A 13,242-nucleotide genomic window follows, 5' to 3' on the forward strand; every position below is an offset into this window, starting at 1 on the left:
CGTCAGTGCGCAGCCTCGGCCGCGGCGGCGAACACTTCGCGGGCCGCCCCGAGCCCGTTCAGCGCTGCCGGAAAACCCGCATACACCGCCATCTGCATGATGGTCTCGACGATCTCGGTGCGGCTCACGCCCACGTTCAGCGCGCCCTGGATGTGCACCTTGAGCTGCGGGGCCGCATTGCCCATCGCCGTGAGCGCGGCGACCACGGCGATCTCGCGCGACCGCAGGTCCAGGCCGGGCCGCGAATAGATGTCGCCGAACGGGAATTCGATCAGCAGCCGGGCGAAGTCGGGCGCGATGTCCTGGAGGCTCTCGACGACGCGCACGCCGCCTTCACCGTCGATCTCCTGCAGCTTGGCGAGTCCGCGCTGGTAGCGGGTGGTTTCCATGGTTTTCCTTTTCCGGCCCTGGGCCCTGTGAAAGGGAACGCTCGATGCCGGCGTAGTGCGCGATCTTCTGCGTGAGCGCATCGACCGATTGCGCGAGCGACTGCATCTGCAGCCGCAGTCCGGCGAGGTGTGCTTCGAGCATCTCGCGGCGCTCGCCGACGCTGGCGTCCCCCTGACTTCGAAGCCTGGCAAAGGCCTGCATGCCCTGGATGGACATGCCGGTCGTGCGCAGGCGCAGCAGGAAAGCGAGCCAGTCCATGTCACTGTCCGCATAGCGGCGCTGGCCGCCCGGTGCGCGCGGCACGGCGGCGATCAGGCCGATGCGCTCGTAATAGCGCAGCGTATGGGCCGTGAGGCCGGTGCGGCGCGCCACCTGGGCGATGGTCAGCAGTGGGCTCGGGCTCGTTTCCATGTCGGGGATTCTGGAAGTTCGAGCGCGCTCCAAGTCAAGCGGGTCCGGTTGAAAGTTCTTGCGCGGCGCCCGCCGCACGCGGTGCGTCCGCGAGCACGCGCCTGCGCACCGCCTCGATGTTGTTGCGCAGCGCATAGAGCTCGTCGGCATAGGACAGCGGCACCGCGACCTTGTTGACCACGCGGTCGAGCTCGCCGAGTTCCTTCAGCAGCGCGTCGGGGTCGCCGGTATGCGCCTCCAGCTTGTGCTCGACCTCGCGCAGCCGTGCATACCAGCGGAACACGCGGCGGCGGACCCGGAACTGGTAGAGCGGCGGCACGATCCGGCTCAGCGGCAGCATCAGCACCAGCAGGCCGCCCAGCACCAGCCACATCCGTTCGACCAGGTTGCTGGCCCAGAACGGCAGGTAGCGCTGCCAGAACGGCGGCGTGCCGTTGATGGCGCGATCGCCTTCGGGGCTGACYGGCAGCTCGCTGGTCCGGGTGTTGGGAAAGTCGCGCGCGCGGTTGAACCAGCCGGCGCCGCCATGCAGGCTCTGCGCGGTCTGTGCGAACAGCTGTCGCAGCGCGGGGTGGGTTTCCTCGCGCGACAGCAGCGAGGTGGTGGCGGCCAGCAGCGACACGTCGTGCGATGGCAGGTCGGCCGCCAGGTCGACCACGCCGCGCGGCAGGTCCACCGGCTGCAGGAAGGCGAATCGCCGCGAATAGGCGTCGCTCTGCTGGAAGTCCATCAACTGGATGTCGGGCGCGCGCAGCAGCCGCTGCACCAGCGGGGATTGCGGTGCCGAGGCCAGCACGATCACGTCGAGCAGGCCGGCCTGCAGCGCTTCGGTCGCGGGCGTCTGCTCGAGGTTCGACAGGTTCAGCGCGGCCGGGTCCATGTGGTTGGCGTGGAACATCCGCTCCATGATGTCGGGCACGCCGCTGCCCGGCTTGTCGACGTTGATGCGCAGGTCCTTGAGTTGGGTCAGCGAGGTCAGGGTGCCGGTCTTGCGGTCGACCCGCTTCGCCGCATCGGTCCGGTAGAAGAACCACAGCGGCTCGAAGAACAGGCTGCCCAGCGAGGTCAGGCCGGCGGCCTCGTCCTTGACCGGATCGGCGCTGCCGCCGCGCACGAAGGCCACGTCGGCGCCGCCGCTGCGCAGCAGCTGCAGGTTGTCGAGCGAGCCGTCGGTGGGCTTGAGTTCGACTTCGATGCCGTTGGCCTTGAGAGCCGCGGCGTAGCGCTTGCCGAACTCGGCATAGGCGCTGCCGGCCGGCCCGGTGGCCAGGGTCACGCGCCGGGGCGGCTGAGGCTGCAGCCACCAGTAGGCGGCGGCCAGCAGGGCGATGACGAGGAAGATGACGGGCCCGGCGGAAGCGATCAGGTCGCGGATCGACAGCAGGAACAGGCGGATGGCTTGGGGCATGCGGAATGTTGGAACGAGGCTCGGGGACACCGCGGTCGCGGCAGCGGCATTTTCTGTGCTTTCCGCCCCCGGCTGGTTACAAAGCGCATGTCGGGTGCCCGCGCCCGAGGTGCTCAGCCCAGGTCGCCGGCGGCCGGGAAGTGGCTGCTGCCGATGCGCACGGAGCGCGCCGCACGCACCGCGCGCACGGTCGCCAGCGCCACGACCTCGGCGGCCATGGTGCCGAGCACCGTCATGCCGGGCGCGTCGCCTTCGAGCGGCACGCGGCCGGTGGCGAGCGCGAAGAGGGTGTCGCCGTCGCTCATCGTGTGCACCGGGTTGATCGCCCGCGCCAGTCCGTCGTGGGCCACGCTGGCCAGGCGGTTGGCCTGCACCTTGGTCAGCACGGCGTCGGTGGCGACCACGCCCAGCGTGGTGTTGGTGCCGGCCAGCAGCGGCTTCGGCAGCTCGCCGCGCAGCAGCGCGCGGCGGGTGTCGAGCAGGGCGCGGCCGTCTTCGGTGCGCGCGCCCGCCACGACGTGACCCGTATCGGGATCGATCACGTCGCCGAGCGCGTTGCAGGCGATCAGCGCACCGACCGTGACGCCATTGACCGTGATCGACGCCGTGCCGATGCCGCCCTTCATGGCTCGTTCGACGCCGAACAGCTTGCCCACCAGCGCGCCGCTGCCGGCACCCACGTTGCCCTCGGCCGGCGCCGCACTGGAGGCCGCCGCGCAGGCCGCGTAGCCGGCATCGGCATCGGGCCGGATGCGGGCGTCGCCGACCGGCAGGTCGAACAGGACGGCCGCCGGAATGATCGGCAGGGTGCCGAATCGGACGTCGAAGCCCACGCCGCGCTCCTCGAGCCAGCGCATCGCGCCGTCGGCGGCGGCCAGGCCCCAGGCGCTGCCGCCGGCGAGCATCACGGCGTGGACCTGCTGCACCAGGTTGCCGGGCGCCAGCAGATCGGTCTCGCGGGTGCCGGGCGCGGCGCCGCGCACGTCGACGCCGGCCACGGCGCCTTCGCGCGCGATGATCACGGTGCAGCCGGTGGGGCGGCGGGGGTCGCTGTAGTGGCCGACTTCGATGCCGGCGACATCGGTGATGGCGCCGGCATGGGGGCGATCGGGAGCAGACTGATCAGACATCGGGCGATTATGGTTGCTGTTCGACCTGTTCAACGGAATCGGCCGGTGATAACATTGTTGCCACCATGAAAGCGCTGCAAGTTCCTATCCGGGCGATCGGAAATTCTCGCGGGATCGTCATTCCCAAGCCACTGCTCGCGCAGGTCGGCCTGGAAGCTGTCGTCGATCTCACCGTCGAGCGGGACGCCATCGTCCTGCGCAAGCCGGCCGCGGCAGTGCGCAGCGGCTGGGCCGAGGCTGCGCGGCAAGTGGCCGAGCGCGGTGAGGACGTGTTGACGATCGGCGATTTCCCCAACGCCGAAGACGATGAGTCGGCATGGTGAAGCGCGGCGAGATATGGCTGATCAACCTTGACCCGACGATCGGGAGCGAGATCAAGAAGAGCCGTCCCTGCGTGGTGGTGTCGCCATCGGAACTGCATGATCATCTGCGCACGGTCATCATCGCGCCGATGGCTTCCAAGGGCTTCGAGGCCCCATTTCGCGTGCCGGTGACGCACGCCGGAACCAAGGGCCTGATCTTGCTCGATCAGATTCGCGCCGTCGGCAAGGCCAGATTGATCCGCCGGCTCGGCGCCGTGTCGGGCAGCCGATTGAAATCGGTTCTGACAACCTTGCAGGAAGTCTTCGCGCAGTAGCAGGTCAGCGTCATCGAGCGCCCTCAGCGACCGCGCTTCGGCGGCAGGGGTGCGCCCCGCTCGCCGAGCAGGTCGCGCAGGATCGCCGGGTCGTCCGTGATGATGCCGTCCACGCCCCAGTCCAGCAGGCGCGCCATGTCGGCGCGCTGGTTGACGGTCCAGGGCAGCACGGCCAGTCCGAGCGCGTGCGCCTCTTGCACCAGGGCAGGGCTCAGGTCGTTGTAGGCCGGCGACCACGTCACCGGCCCTTTGCCGTCGCCCGCGGCGGCCTTCACGAGCCGCGGCGCGCTGCCGAAGTCCGCGATCTTCAGGCCCGCGGTCCAGCGGCTGTCCTGCAGCGTCCGGCTGCTCGTGAGGTAGGCGCGCGGCATCAGCGGCGCCGATTGGCCGACCAGCGCCAGCGTGCGCCAGTCGAAGCTCTGCACCGTCACGCGCGGGGCCATGCCGGCCTTGTCGATCTCGGCCAGCAGCGCGCGCACCATCTGCTCGGGCGACGCCGTTTCTTCCGGCCGCCCGGGGTCGAGCTTGGTCTCGATGTTGAAGCGGACGTCGGTCGCGCCGAGTTCGTTGGCCCGCGCGAACAGCGCGGCGAGGGTCGGAATGCGCTCGCCGTCGCGCCACAACTGCTTGGGAAAGGGCTTGCCGTAGCTGCTCTCGGGATTGATCCGGCCGACATCGTAGGTCTGCAATTGCGCCAGCGACAGCGCGCGGATCGGAGGGCCCTTGGCTGGCAGGAAGTTGCCCCGGGTGTCGCGCGTGTGGTCCGGATTGAGCACCGTGTCGTGCGAGATCACGACCACGTCGTCGGCGGTCAGGCCGATGTCGAGTTCGAGCGTGGTGACGCCGATGGCGATCGCATGGGTGAAGGCGCTGAGCGTGTTCTCGGGCGCCAGGGCACGCCCGCCGCGATGGGCTTGCAGGTCGACGGCGCGCTGCAGTGTCGGCGCCGGTGCGGCGCAGCCGGCCAGCAGCAGCGCCGAGGCGAGCCAAAGGGCCGGGCGGCTCATTTCAGCGCGACGGTGATGCCGTCGTCCTGAACGGTGATGTCCCCGATTTCGTAGGTCTTGCGGCCGACCGTGAGTTCTTCCGGCTTGAAGGTGCGCAGAGGCTGGTCGCGCAGCAGTTCCTGCGCGACCGCGCCGCCGATCTGCTGCAGCCGCTCGGCGTCGCGGCCGCCCAGGCCCTGCAGCTCGATCCGGTCGGCCTGCGGCCGGTCGAGCCGGACCGCACGCGCCGCGGCGTCGTACTTGAGCGCGCTGCTCACCGTGACGATGCCTTCGACTTGCGAGGGCCGCAGCAGCGGGCTGGCGATCGAGAGCACCGCGGTGATCGCCGCCCGGTTGTTGCGGGCGTCGAGACTGAGCTGGGGATCGCGCAGGCCGACCGTGAAGATCTCGGCGTAGCGCTGCTGCACCGGGAAGCGCTTGGCGACCTGCGCCTGGAGTTCCTCGCGGGTGGCGGTGTATTCGCTGGTGAAGAAGTTGAAGCCGGCCAGGGCGGCCAGCGGCGCCATGGCGGTGGCGCCCCACAGGGCGCGCAGCAGCTGTCGACGGGAATGGTGTGGCATACCCTTCCGAGCTTGCCACAGGCCGGGGGTTCCCGGCCGCGCCCCTCGATCAGTCGTGCAACGATGAAAGAAACTGTTGCAGCTCCGGCGTCTTCGGGCTGCCGAACAACTCCGCCGGCGGCCCCATCTCGTGCACGCGGCCCTGGTGCATGAAGATCACGCGGTCGCTGACTTTGCGTGCGAAGCTCATTTCGTGCGTCACCATCAGCAGGGTCATGCCCTCGACCGCCAGCGACTCCACCACGCGCAGCACCTCGCCCACCAGTTCGGGGTCGAGCGCCGAGGTGATCTCGTCGCAAAGCAGCACCGCCGGCTCCATCGCCAGGGCGCGGGCGATCGCCACGCGCTGCTGCTGGCCACCCGAGAGCTGATCGGGCATGGCGTCGAACTTTTCGGCCAGGCCGACCCGCGTGAGCAGCTTGCGGGCCTGCGAAGCCGCCTCGATGGCGCTGCGCTTCTTGACCAGGGTCGGCGCCAGCATCACGTTCCTGCCGACCGTCAGGTGCGGGAACAGGTTGAAGCTCTGGAAGATCATGCCGACGCGCTGGCGCAGCTCGCGCATCGCCATCGCGCTCTCATGCAGCAGCGGCTTGCCGTCGACCGTGAGCGAGCCTTCCTGAAACACCTCGAGGCCGTTGATGCAGCGCAGGAGGGTGCTCTTGCCGGAGCCGCTCTTGCCGATGATCGCGATCACCTCGCCGCGCCTGACCTCCAGGTCGATGCCCTTGAGCACTTCGTTGCTGCCATAGGACTTGCGCAGCGCCGTGATGCGCACGATCGGCGCGGCGGAGACCCGGGCGGCGGCAGCGGCTTCGGATGCGGGGGCTTCAGCGACGAGCGACATTGATCTTCCTCTCGAGGTTCTTGGCGTACAGGCTCACGGGAAAGCACAGCACGAAATAAAGCAGGGCGACGCAGCTGAACACCACGAAGGGCTTGAAGGTGGCGTTCGAGATCATGCTGCCGGCCTTGGTGAGCTCGATGAAGCCGATCACCGAGGCCAGTGCCGTGCCCTTGATCACCTGCACCAGGAAGCCGACCGTGGGCGCCACGGCGATGCGCGTGGCCTGCGGCAGGATCACGTGGCGCATCTGTTCGCCGAAGCGGAGCGCCAGGCTGCCCGAGGCCTCCCACTGGCCTTTCGGAATGGAGGCCACGCAGCCGCGCCAGATCTCGGTCAGGAAGGCGCTGGTATAGAGCGTGAGCGCGACCGAGGCCGCGGTCCAGGCCGAGACGTCGACGCCGAACAGGGCGATGCCGAAGTAGGCCAGGAACAGCTGCATCAGCAGCGGCGTGCCCTGGAAGACCTGCACGTAGAGGCCGATGAGCCGGTCGGCGACCGGACCTCCCGACAGCCGCGCGAACAGCAGCAGGCCGCCGACCACGCCGCCGCCGACGAAGGCGATCAACGACAGCACCACGGTCCAGCGCAGCGCCAGCAGCAGGTTGCGAAGGATGTCCCACAGCGAGAAATCGGTCATGGGCTTGCTACCTTCCGAAGAAGTACTTGGGGCCGGCCCAGTTGAGCAGGCGGCGGGCACCGACCGACAACGCGAGGTAGATCACGGTGGCGATGATGAAGGCCTCGAAGGCGCGGAAGTTGCGGCTCTGGATCAGGTTGGCCGCGTAGCTCAGCTCCTCGGTCGAGATCTGGCTGCAGACCGCCGAACCCAGCATCACGATGATGATCTGGCTCACCATCGCCGGCCAGACCTTCTTCATCGCCGGCGGCAGCACCACGCGCAGGAACACCTGCACCTTGTTGAGCGCCAGGCTCACGGCGGCCTCGATCTGGCCGCGCGGCGTGGCCTCGATGCCGGCGCGGATGATCTCCGTCGCGTAGGCGCCGAGGTTCATCACCATCGCGATCACCGACGCCACTTCGGGCGACAGCTTGAAGCCGGCCGCGGGCAGGCCGAAGAAGATGAAGAACAGCTGCACGATGAAGGGCGTGTTGCGGATCAGCTCGACATAGCTGCCCACCAGCCAGCGCAGCCAGGCCGGGCCGCTGGCGCGCGACCAGGCGCAGGCGACGCCCACCACCATGCCGATGACTGTCGCGATGGCCGTCAGCCCCAGCGTCCAGAGCACGCCCCGCACCAGCAGGGGCCATTGGCCGAGGACCGCGCCGAAGTCGAATTCGATGCCCATGGCAGGCCGTCGCGATCAGACCGGAAGGTCGCCGGCCGGACGGCCCAGCCACTTCTTCGCCATCGCGTCGAGCGTGCCGTCCTTCTTGGCGTTGGCGATGATCTCGTTGACCTTGGCCTTCAGCGGGTCCTCGCCCTTGGCGATGCCGATGAAGCAGGGGCTGTCCTTGAGCAGCAGCTTGTACTCGGCGCCGAGCTGCGGGTTCTTCTGCATCATGTCGCCGGCGACCGCGGCACTGGTGGCCAGGGTCTGGGTCTGGCCGGCCACGAAGGCGGCGATGGTGGCGTTGTTGTCCTCGAATCGCTTGTACTCGAGGCTGGCCGGCGCGACCTTGGCGAGCTCCTGGTCTTCCATCGCGCCGCGGGTCACGGCGACGGTCTTGCCGCCCATGTCGGCGAAGCTCTTGATGTTGAGGTTCTTGCCCGCGTAGACCGCCTGGAAGAAGGGCGCATAGGCCGCCGAGAAGTCGATCACCTTTTCGCGCTCGGCATTCTTGCCCAAGGTGGAGATCACCAGGTCGGCCTTGCGGGTCTGCAGGTAGGGGATCCGGTTGGCGCTTGTCACCGGCACCAGCTCGACCTTGACGCCCAGCTTGCTCGCGATCAGCTGCGCCATCTCGACGTCCAGGCCCTGCGGCGTCATGGTCTTGTCGACCGAGCCGTAGGGCGGGTAGTCGGTCGGCACCGCGATCTTGATGAGCTTGGCCTTCATGACGTTGTCGAGCGCGCTCTGGGCATGCGCGAAGCCGGTGGCGAACAGCGTGACGGCGGCGAGTGCGAGCGCGAAACTGCGCTTGGATGACTTCATAACAGGGCTCCTAGGTAGGTCGATGAATCGTCGGGTGAAGCTTCGGGTCCGGCCGCCTTGCGTCCCCTCCTGGCGGGGGTGGTACGCAAGAGCTGTGCCTCGCTCCGGGTGGGGTCGGCCGCGCCCTGCATCGGCGCCAGCGCATCGCGCAGCCGGGCCAGCGGGTCGGTCGGTGACGGCACGCGCAGCGCCGACTGCACGGTGCCGATGTGTTCGCTCATCAGGGCCTCGGCGGCCGCGGTGTCGCCGCGCTCGAGTGCCGCGACGATGCGCACATGGTCCTCGCAGGACTGCGCGGCGTCGTGCGAAGACTGGTAGAGCATCGCGATCAGCGTCGTGCGCGCGGTGAAGTCGCGCAGCGTGTCGGCCAGCAGCGAGTTGCCGAGGCATTCGGCCAGGCAGACGTGGAAGTCGCCCAGCAGGTAGCTGCGGTTGCCGATGTCGCTGTCCTTCAGTGCGGCCTTCTCGCGCTTGAGGTGTGCCTTGAGGGCTCGCAGCGCGTCGCGGTCGATGGCGCCGGCGCTGCGGATCAGGCCGGACTCGATCACGCGGCGGGCTTCGAAGGCTTCGCGCGCCTCGTCCTGCGAGGGTTCGATCACGAACCAGCCGCGGCGCGCGCTCACGGTGACGATGCCGCGGGCCGCGAGTCGTGTCAGCGCCTCGCGCACGATGGTGCGGCTGCAGTCGAACAGCATCGCGAGCTGCTGCTCGCCCAGGCGGGCGCCGGGCGCGAGCTTCTGCGCCATCACCGCTTCGACGATGCGTGCACTGATTTCGGGAGCGCTGATGGACATGCCTGCACATCAGCAGCTTTCATGCCTGCTTGTATGCAAGAAGCTGGTGCATGCATGCGTGCGCGTACGTGCGGGCGAAAAAAAGGCCCGCACGAGGCGGGCCTAACCTTGATTGCACTTGCAGCAATGACTAACACCCCGATTTTCGCGCTGTCCGGCGCGTTTGGGTGTGAAAAATTCGACAGTCGCGGACTGTTACCTGATTTGCTTTACAAGCCCATGAACTCCGAAATCCTCCGGACGACGGATTTCGGCGGCGGCGTCGAGAAGAGCGTTTCAATGGGCGGTGGCGCGCGCCGGGCGGCCACGGTCTCCAGCGCCTCGGCGACCAGCATCGACGAACCATCGGCCCGCCGCCGCCATGCCCGGGCCACCTGGGCCAGTTCGGCGGGGGTCAGCGGCTTCGGCGGACTGTCCGGGGCGGGCCGCCGCTCCAATTGCTCCGGCGCCAGCCTGGGCCGCCGGCCGCCGAACAGGCCGTCGGGTGCGGGGTCGGGGCGGCGAGAAAAATAAAGATGATCCATGTAAGACATTGTGACTACACGGATTGCGCGTTTGAAGCCGTCCGAAAGTTGTAGGGCGAGCTTTGCCCGGCCCTCAGTCCATCTTCGCGCCCGACGCCTTCACCGCCTTGTCCCAGCGCGGGGTTTCGGCGGCCAGGAACTTCGCGAAGTCTTCGCTGCCCAGGAAGGCCGGATCGGCGCCCTGGCTCACCATGCGCTCGCGCACCTCGGGGCTGGTCAGCACCTGCCTGAAGGCGTCGCTGAGCTTGGCGACGACGTCCTTGGGCGTGCCCGCCGGCGCCAGGAAGCCATAGAAGCCGACCACTTCGAAGCCCTTGATGCCGGCCTCGATCACGGTCGGCACCTCGGGCAGCGCCGGATTGCGGGCGGCGCTGGTCACGGCCAGTGCCCGCACCTTGCTCTGCTTGTGGTAATTGGCCGCCTGCGGGATCGACTCGGCCATGAACTGCACCTGGCCGCCCATCAGGTCGGTGAAGGCCGGCGCGCTGCCCCGGTAGGGGATATGGACCATGAAGATGCCGGTCGCGCTCTTGAACATCTCTGGCACCAGGTGGCTGATGCCGCCGTTGCCGGCCGAGCCGTAGTTGAGCTGGCCGGGCCGGGCGCGGGCGTAGTCGACGAACTGCCGCAGGTTCTGGACCGGCAGCTTGGGCGTGACCAGCAGCGCGAGCGGCTGCATCGCGGTGCGGGCGATCGGCGTGAAGTCGCGCAGCGTGTCGTAGGGCAGCTTGGCGTAGAGCGCGCCGTTGATCACCGCGACGCCGGTGTTCGCCAGCATCAGGGTGTAGCCGTCGGGTGCGCTCTTGGCGACCGCCTCGGCGCCGACCGAGCCGCCGGCGCCGGGCTTGTAGTCGACGATCAGGGGCTGGCCCAGCACCGCCTGCAGCCGGTCGGTGAGCAGCCGCGCATGCTGGTCGAGCGGGCCGCCGGCCGGGAAGCCGATGACGATCTTGATCGGCTTGTCGGGAAAGGCGGCCAGGGCGGCCGTCGAAACCGCCAGCCACAGCAGTGCGGCGATGCCTTTGCGGGCCATGTTCATGCGTGTCTCCTCGTTGTGAGGGCGATCATAAACAGCGGCCCGGCGGCCTCGGGCGTCAGGACTTGAGCGTGGCTTTCAGCGTGATCTCCGGCACGCTCGCCAGCGCCTTCGACAGCGGGCAGCCGGCCTTGGCGCCGGCCGCGAGTTCCTGGAATTTCGCCTCGTCGAGGCCGGGCACCACGGCTTCGAGTTCGAGCTGGATGCGATCGATCTTGAAGCCCGGACCGTCCTTGGCCAGCCGCACGGCGGCTTTGGTGTCGATCGAGGTGGCGGTCAGGCCCGCGCCTTCGAGGGCGAAGGCGAAAGCCATCGTCAGGCAGCCGGCGTGCGCCGCGCCCAGGATCTCTTCGGGGTTGGTGCCGCGCTTGTCGTCCTCGAAGCGGCTGGCGAAGCCGTAGGGGTAGTCCTTGATCGCCCCGGTCTCGGTGCTGATCAGGCCCTTGCCGGTCTTGCCGGCGCCTTCCCAGTGAACGCTCGCGTGCTTGTCTGCAGCCATGGAAGCTCCTCGTCGAAATGGGTTGAGAGGCTGCTCTTTTACGGCAGATCGGGCGCCGCGTCTGTCGGTCGATGGCGGTAGCCGGCTTTTTCCTGGCGGCAAGAGGGAGTCGCCCAGGTGACGTCTGTCGGGGCTTCCCCGATGCGTCGGCGCGGCCGGGCATCGTAGGCTCTCACGCTCTCTGGAGACTGTATGGATCGACCGCACTACAAGTTCTGGCCCCAGCGCCTGCCCCATTCGATCACCGTGCCCGCGACCTCGCTCTGGCACAACCTGGCGGTCAATGCCGCGCGCTATCCGCGCAAGCCCGCGCTGGTCTTCTTCGGCAGCGAGATCAGCTATGCCGAGTTCGCGGCCCAGGCCGAGCGGCTGGCCGGCACCTTGCACGCGCTGGGCGTGCAGCGCGGCGACCGCGTCATTCTGGACATGCAGAACTGCCCCCAGCTGGTGATCGCGCATTTCGCGATCCTGCGGGCCAATGCGGTCGTGGTGCCGGTCAACCCGATGAACCGGGCCGAGGAGCTCAAGCACTACATCACCGACCCGGATGCCAAGTTCGCGATCACCACCGGCGACCTGGCACCCGAACTGGCCAAGGCCAGCAATGCGCTCGATCCCAAGGACCGGCTGGCGCACATGATCGTCACCCAGTTCACCGACACCTTCGACCCCGAAGTGACCGGCGACGAGGCCCCGGCGCCGGCGTGGCGCGACTGGCTGCTGACGCAGCATCCGCCGCCGGCCCTGGAGGGCGGCGCCGTGATGCGCTGGACCGAGGCGCTCGCTGCCGGCCATCCGCCGCCCGAGCATGTGGTGGGTGCCGACGACATGGCGCTGCTGCCCTACACCAGCGGCACCACCGGCCTGCCCAAGGGCTGCATCCACCATCATTCGAGCCTGATGCACAACGCCTGCGCCGGCCAGCTCTGGGGCCTGGGCTCGGCCGAGGTGGTGGTGCTGGCCGTGGTGCCGATGTTCCACATCACCGGCGTGGTCAGCATGATGCACACGACGGTGCTGATCGGCGGCACGCTGGTCATCATGCCGCGCTGGGACCGCGACGTCGCCGGGCGCCTGATCTCGCGCCGCAAGGTCACCAGCTGGACCAACATCCCGACCATGGTCATCGACCTGATGGCCAGCCCGAATTTCGCCAGCTACGACCTCAGCAGCCTGAGCTACATCGGCGGCGGCGGTGCCGCGATGCCGCAGGCCGTGGCCCAGCGCCTGTTCGAGCAGTTCGGCCTCAAGTACCAGGAAGGCTACGGCCTCACCGAGACCGCCGCGCCCTCGCACGCCAACCCGTTCGAGAACCCGAAGCAGCAGTGCCTGGGCATCCCCTACATGAGCACCGATGCGCGGGTGGTCGACCCCGACACCCTGGTCGAGATGCCGGTCGGCGAATCGGGCGAGATCATCATGCGCGGCCCGGGCGTTTTCGAGGGCTACTGGAAGCGGCCCGACGCCACGGCCGCGGCCTTCATCGAGTTCGAGGGCCAGCGCTTCTTCCGCTCGGGCGACATGGGGCGCATGGACGAGGACGGCTACTTCTTCATCACCGACCGCCTCAAGCGGATGATCAACGCCAGCGGCTTCAAGGTCTGGCCGGCGGAGGTCGAGCTGCTGATGTTCCGCCATCCCGCGATCCAGGAGGCCTGCGTGATCGGCACCAAGGACGCCTACCGCGGCGAGTCGGTCAAGGCGGTGGTGGTGCTGCGCCCCACGCACAAGGACACGACCGAGCAGGAGATCATCGACTGGTGCCGCAAGAACATGGCGGTCTACAAGATCCCGCGCGCGGTGCAGTTCGTCGACGCGCTGCCCAAGAGCGGCAGCGGCAAGGTGATGTGGCGGCTGCTGCAGGAAGCCGAGAGCGGCGGCGCCTGAG

General features: G+C 68.6%; 17 protein-coding genes. 3 read left to right on the top strand and 14 right to left on the bottom strand.

Annotated features, from left to right (window positions below; genetic code table 11):
- Window positions 1-2 precede the first annotated feature (2 nt).
- The 4 genes from AC1DF3_RS21020 to AC1DF3_RS21035 form a co-directional block, all read right to left on the bottom strand.
- Window positions 3-389: a carboxymuconolactone decarboxylase family protein gene (locus AC1DF3_RS21020; RefSeq protein WP_286536534.1), complete on the bottom strand. Its 387-nt coding sequence runs from the start codon at window positions 387-389 to the stop codon at window positions 3-5.
- Window positions 334-801 carry a MerR family transcriptional regulator gene (locus tag AC1DF3_RS21025; protein WP_286536535.1) on the bottom strand — a complete coding sequence of 156 codons (468 nt, stop codon included), beginning with the start codon at window positions 799-801 and terminating at the stop codon, window positions 334-336. Before AC1DF3_RS21025 ends, AC1DF3_RS21020 begins: the two co-directional genes overlap by 56 nt.
- Before the next feature lie 34 nt (window positions 802-835).
- Entirely contained in the window at window positions 836-2,209 is a 1,374-nt protein-coding gene (locus AC1DF3_RS21030; RefSeq protein ID WP_286536536.1) for a TAXI family TRAP transporter solute-binding subunit, read from the bottom strand.
- A gap of 113 nt (window positions 2,210-2,322) precedes the next feature.
- Entirely contained in the window at window positions 2,323-3,339 is a 1,017-nt protein-coding gene (locus tag AC1DF3_RS21035) for a P1 family peptidase (RefSeq protein ID WP_286536537.1), read from the bottom strand.
- Between the two features lie 65 nt (window positions 3,340-3,404).
- Here AC1DF3_RS21035 and AC1DF3_RS21040 point away from each other — a divergent pair, with 65 nt between their 5' ends.
- Both AC1DF3_RS21040 and AC1DF3_RS21045 read left to right on the top strand, forming a co-directional pair.
- A complete protein-coding gene (locus AC1DF3_RS21040; protein ID WP_478140757.1) occupies window positions 3,405-3,662 on the top strand; it encodes an AbrB/MazE/SpoVT family DNA-binding domain-containing protein in 258 nt (85 codons plus the stop codon).
- Entirely contained in the window at window positions 3,656-3,976 is a 321-nt protein-coding gene (locus tag AC1DF3_RS21045) for a type II toxin-antitoxin system PemK/MazF family toxin (RefSeq protein ID WP_286536538.1), read from the top strand. The genes AC1DF3_RS21040 and AC1DF3_RS21045 overlap by 7 nt, the downstream gene beginning before the upstream one ends.
- A gap of 23 nt (window positions 3,977-3,999) precedes the next feature.
- Here AC1DF3_RS21045 and AC1DF3_RS21050 read toward each other — a convergent pair whose 3' ends face one another.
- From AC1DF3_RS21050 to AC1DF3_RS21095, 10 genes are all read right to left on the bottom strand, one after another.
- Window positions 4,000-4,983, bottom strand: coding sequence for a glycerophosphodiester phosphodiesterase (locus AC1DF3_RS21050; protein ID WP_478140758.1), 984 nt, complete (start codon window positions 4,981-4,983; stop codon window positions 4,000-4,002).
- Window positions 4,980-5,543, bottom strand: coding sequence for a YceB family lipoprotein (locus AC1DF3_RS21055; protein WP_286536540.1), 564 nt, complete (start codon window positions 5,541-5,543; stop codon window positions 4,980-4,982). Before AC1DF3_RS21055 ends, AC1DF3_RS21050 begins: the two co-directional genes overlap by 4 nt.
- 49 nt (window positions 5,544-5,592) lie before the next feature.
- A complete protein-coding gene (locus AC1DF3_RS21060) occupies window positions 5,593-6,387 on the bottom strand; it encodes an amino acid ABC transporter ATP-binding protein (RefSeq protein ID WP_286536541.1) in 795 nt (264 codons plus the stop codon).
- Window positions 6,371-7,024 carry an amino acid ABC transporter permease gene (locus tag AC1DF3_RS21065; RefSeq protein ID WP_286536542.1) on the bottom strand — a complete coding sequence of 218 codons (654 nt, stop codon included), beginning with the start codon at window positions 7,022-7,024 and terminating at the stop codon, window positions 6,371-6,373. Before AC1DF3_RS21065 ends, AC1DF3_RS21060 begins: the two co-directional genes overlap by 17 nt.
- Before the next feature lie 7 nt (window positions 7,025-7,031).
- Window positions 7,032-7,694, bottom strand: a complete 663-nt coding sequence (locus AC1DF3_RS21070) for an amino acid ABC transporter permease (protein ID WP_286536544.1) — start codon at window positions 7,692-7,694, stop codon at window positions 7,032-7,034.
- Between the two features lie 15 nt (window positions 7,695-7,709).
- Complete coding sequence (locus AC1DF3_RS21075; RefSeq protein ID WP_286536545.1) at window positions 7,710-8,501, bottom strand: transporter substrate-binding domain-containing protein; 792 nt, start codon at window positions 8,499-8,501, stop codon at window positions 7,710-7,712.
- Window positions 8,498-9,295, bottom strand: coding sequence for a GntR family transcriptional regulator (locus AC1DF3_RS21080; protein ID WP_478140759.1), 798 nt, complete (start codon window positions 9,293-9,295; stop codon window positions 8,498-8,500). Before AC1DF3_RS21080 ends, AC1DF3_RS21075 begins: the two co-directional genes overlap by 4 nt.
- Before the next feature lie 209 nt (window positions 9,296-9,504).
- A complete protein-coding gene (locus tag AC1DF3_RS21085) occupies window positions 9,505-9,819 on the bottom strand; it encodes a hypothetical protein (protein WP_478140760.1) in 315 nt (104 codons plus the stop codon).
- 73 nt (window positions 9,820-9,892) lie between these two features.
- Entirely contained in the window at window positions 9,893-10,858 is a 966-nt protein-coding gene (locus tag AC1DF3_RS21090) for a Bug family tripartite tricarboxylate transporter substrate binding protein (protein ID WP_478140761.1), read from the bottom strand.
- Window positions 10,859-10,913: 55 nt separating this feature from the next.
- Window positions 10,914-11,354 carry an OsmC family protein gene (locus AC1DF3_RS21095; RefSeq protein WP_286536549.1) on the bottom strand — a complete coding sequence of 147 codons (441 nt, stop codon included), beginning with the start codon at window positions 11,352-11,354 and terminating at the stop codon, window positions 10,914-10,916.
- Between the two features lie 192 nt (window positions 11,355-11,546).
- On the opposite strand from AC1DF3_RS21095, the gene AC1DF3_RS21100 reads away from it, so the two are divergent.
- Window positions 11,547-13,241: a long-chain fatty acid--CoA ligase gene (locus AC1DF3_RS21100; protein WP_478140762.1), complete on the top strand. Its 1,695-nt coding sequence runs from the start codon at window positions 11,547-11,549 to the stop codon at window positions 13,239-13,241.
- Window position 13,242 lies beyond the last annotated feature (1 nt).

It is taken from the genome of Variovorax sp. 10N432 (genome assembly GCF_056394465.1).

Coding starts and splice junctions, on each gene's coding strand:
- AC1DF3_RS21020 (WP_286536534.1), bottom strand. CDS start 389: ATGGAAACCACCCGCTACCAGCGCGGACTCGCCAAGCTGCAGGAGATC.
- AC1DF3_RS21025 (WP_286536535.1), bottom strand. CDS start 801: ATGGAAACGAGCCCGAGCCCACTGCTGACCATCGCCCAGGTGGCGCGC.
- AC1DF3_RS21035 (WP_286536537.1), bottom strand. CDS start 3,339: ATGTCTGATCAGTCTGCTCCCGATCGCCCCCATGCCGGCGCCATCACC.
- AC1DF3_RS21040 (WP_478140757.1), top strand. CDS start 3,405: ATGAAAGCGCTGCAAGTTCCTATCCGGGCGATCGGAAATTCTCGCGGG.
- AC1DF3_RS21045 (WP_286536538.1), top strand. CDS start 3,656: ATGGTGAAGCGCGGCGAGATATGGCTGATCAACCTTGACCCGACGATC.
- AC1DF3_RS21050 (WP_478140758.1), bottom strand. CDS start 4,983: ATGAGCCGCCCGGCCCTTTGGCTCGCCTCGGCGCTGCTGCTGGCCGGC.
- AC1DF3_RS21055 (WP_286536540.1), bottom strand. CDS start 5,543: ATGCCACACCATTCCCGTCGACAGCTGCTGCGCGCCCTGTGGGGCGCC.
- AC1DF3_RS21060 (WP_286536541.1), bottom strand. CDS start 6,387: ATGTCGCTCGTCGCTGAAGCCCCCGCATCCGAAGCCGCTGCCGCCGCC.
- AC1DF3_RS21065 (WP_286536542.1), bottom strand. CDS start 7,024: ATGACCGATTTCTCGCTGTGGGACATCCTTCGCAACCTGCTGCTGGCG.
- AC1DF3_RS21070 (WP_286536544.1), bottom strand. CDS start 7,694: ATGGGCATCGAATTCGACTTCGGCGCGGTCCTCGGCCAATGGCCCCTG.
- AC1DF3_RS21075 (WP_286536545.1), bottom strand. CDS start 8,501: ATGAAGTCATCCAAGCGCAGTTTCGCGCTCGCACTCGCCGCCGTCACG.
- AC1DF3_RS21080 (WP_478140759.1), bottom strand. CDS start 9,295: ATGTCCATCAGCGCTCCCGAAATCAGTGCACGCATCGTCGAAGCGGTG.
- AC1DF3_RS21085 (WP_478140760.1), bottom strand. CDS start 9,819: ATGGATCATCTTTATTTTTCTCGCCGCCCCGACCCCGCACCCGACGGC.
- AC1DF3_RS21090 (WP_478140761.1), bottom strand. CDS start 10,858: ATGAACATGGCCCGCAAAGGCATCGCCGCACTGCTGTGGCTGGCGGTT.
- AC1DF3_RS21095 (WP_286536549.1), bottom strand. CDS start 11,354: ATGGCTGCAGACAAGCACGCGAGCGTTCACTGGGAAGGCGCCGGCAAG.
- AC1DF3_RS21100 (WP_478140762.1), top strand. CDS start 11,547: ATGGATCGACCGCACTACAAGTTCTGGCCCCAGCGCCTGCCCCATTCG.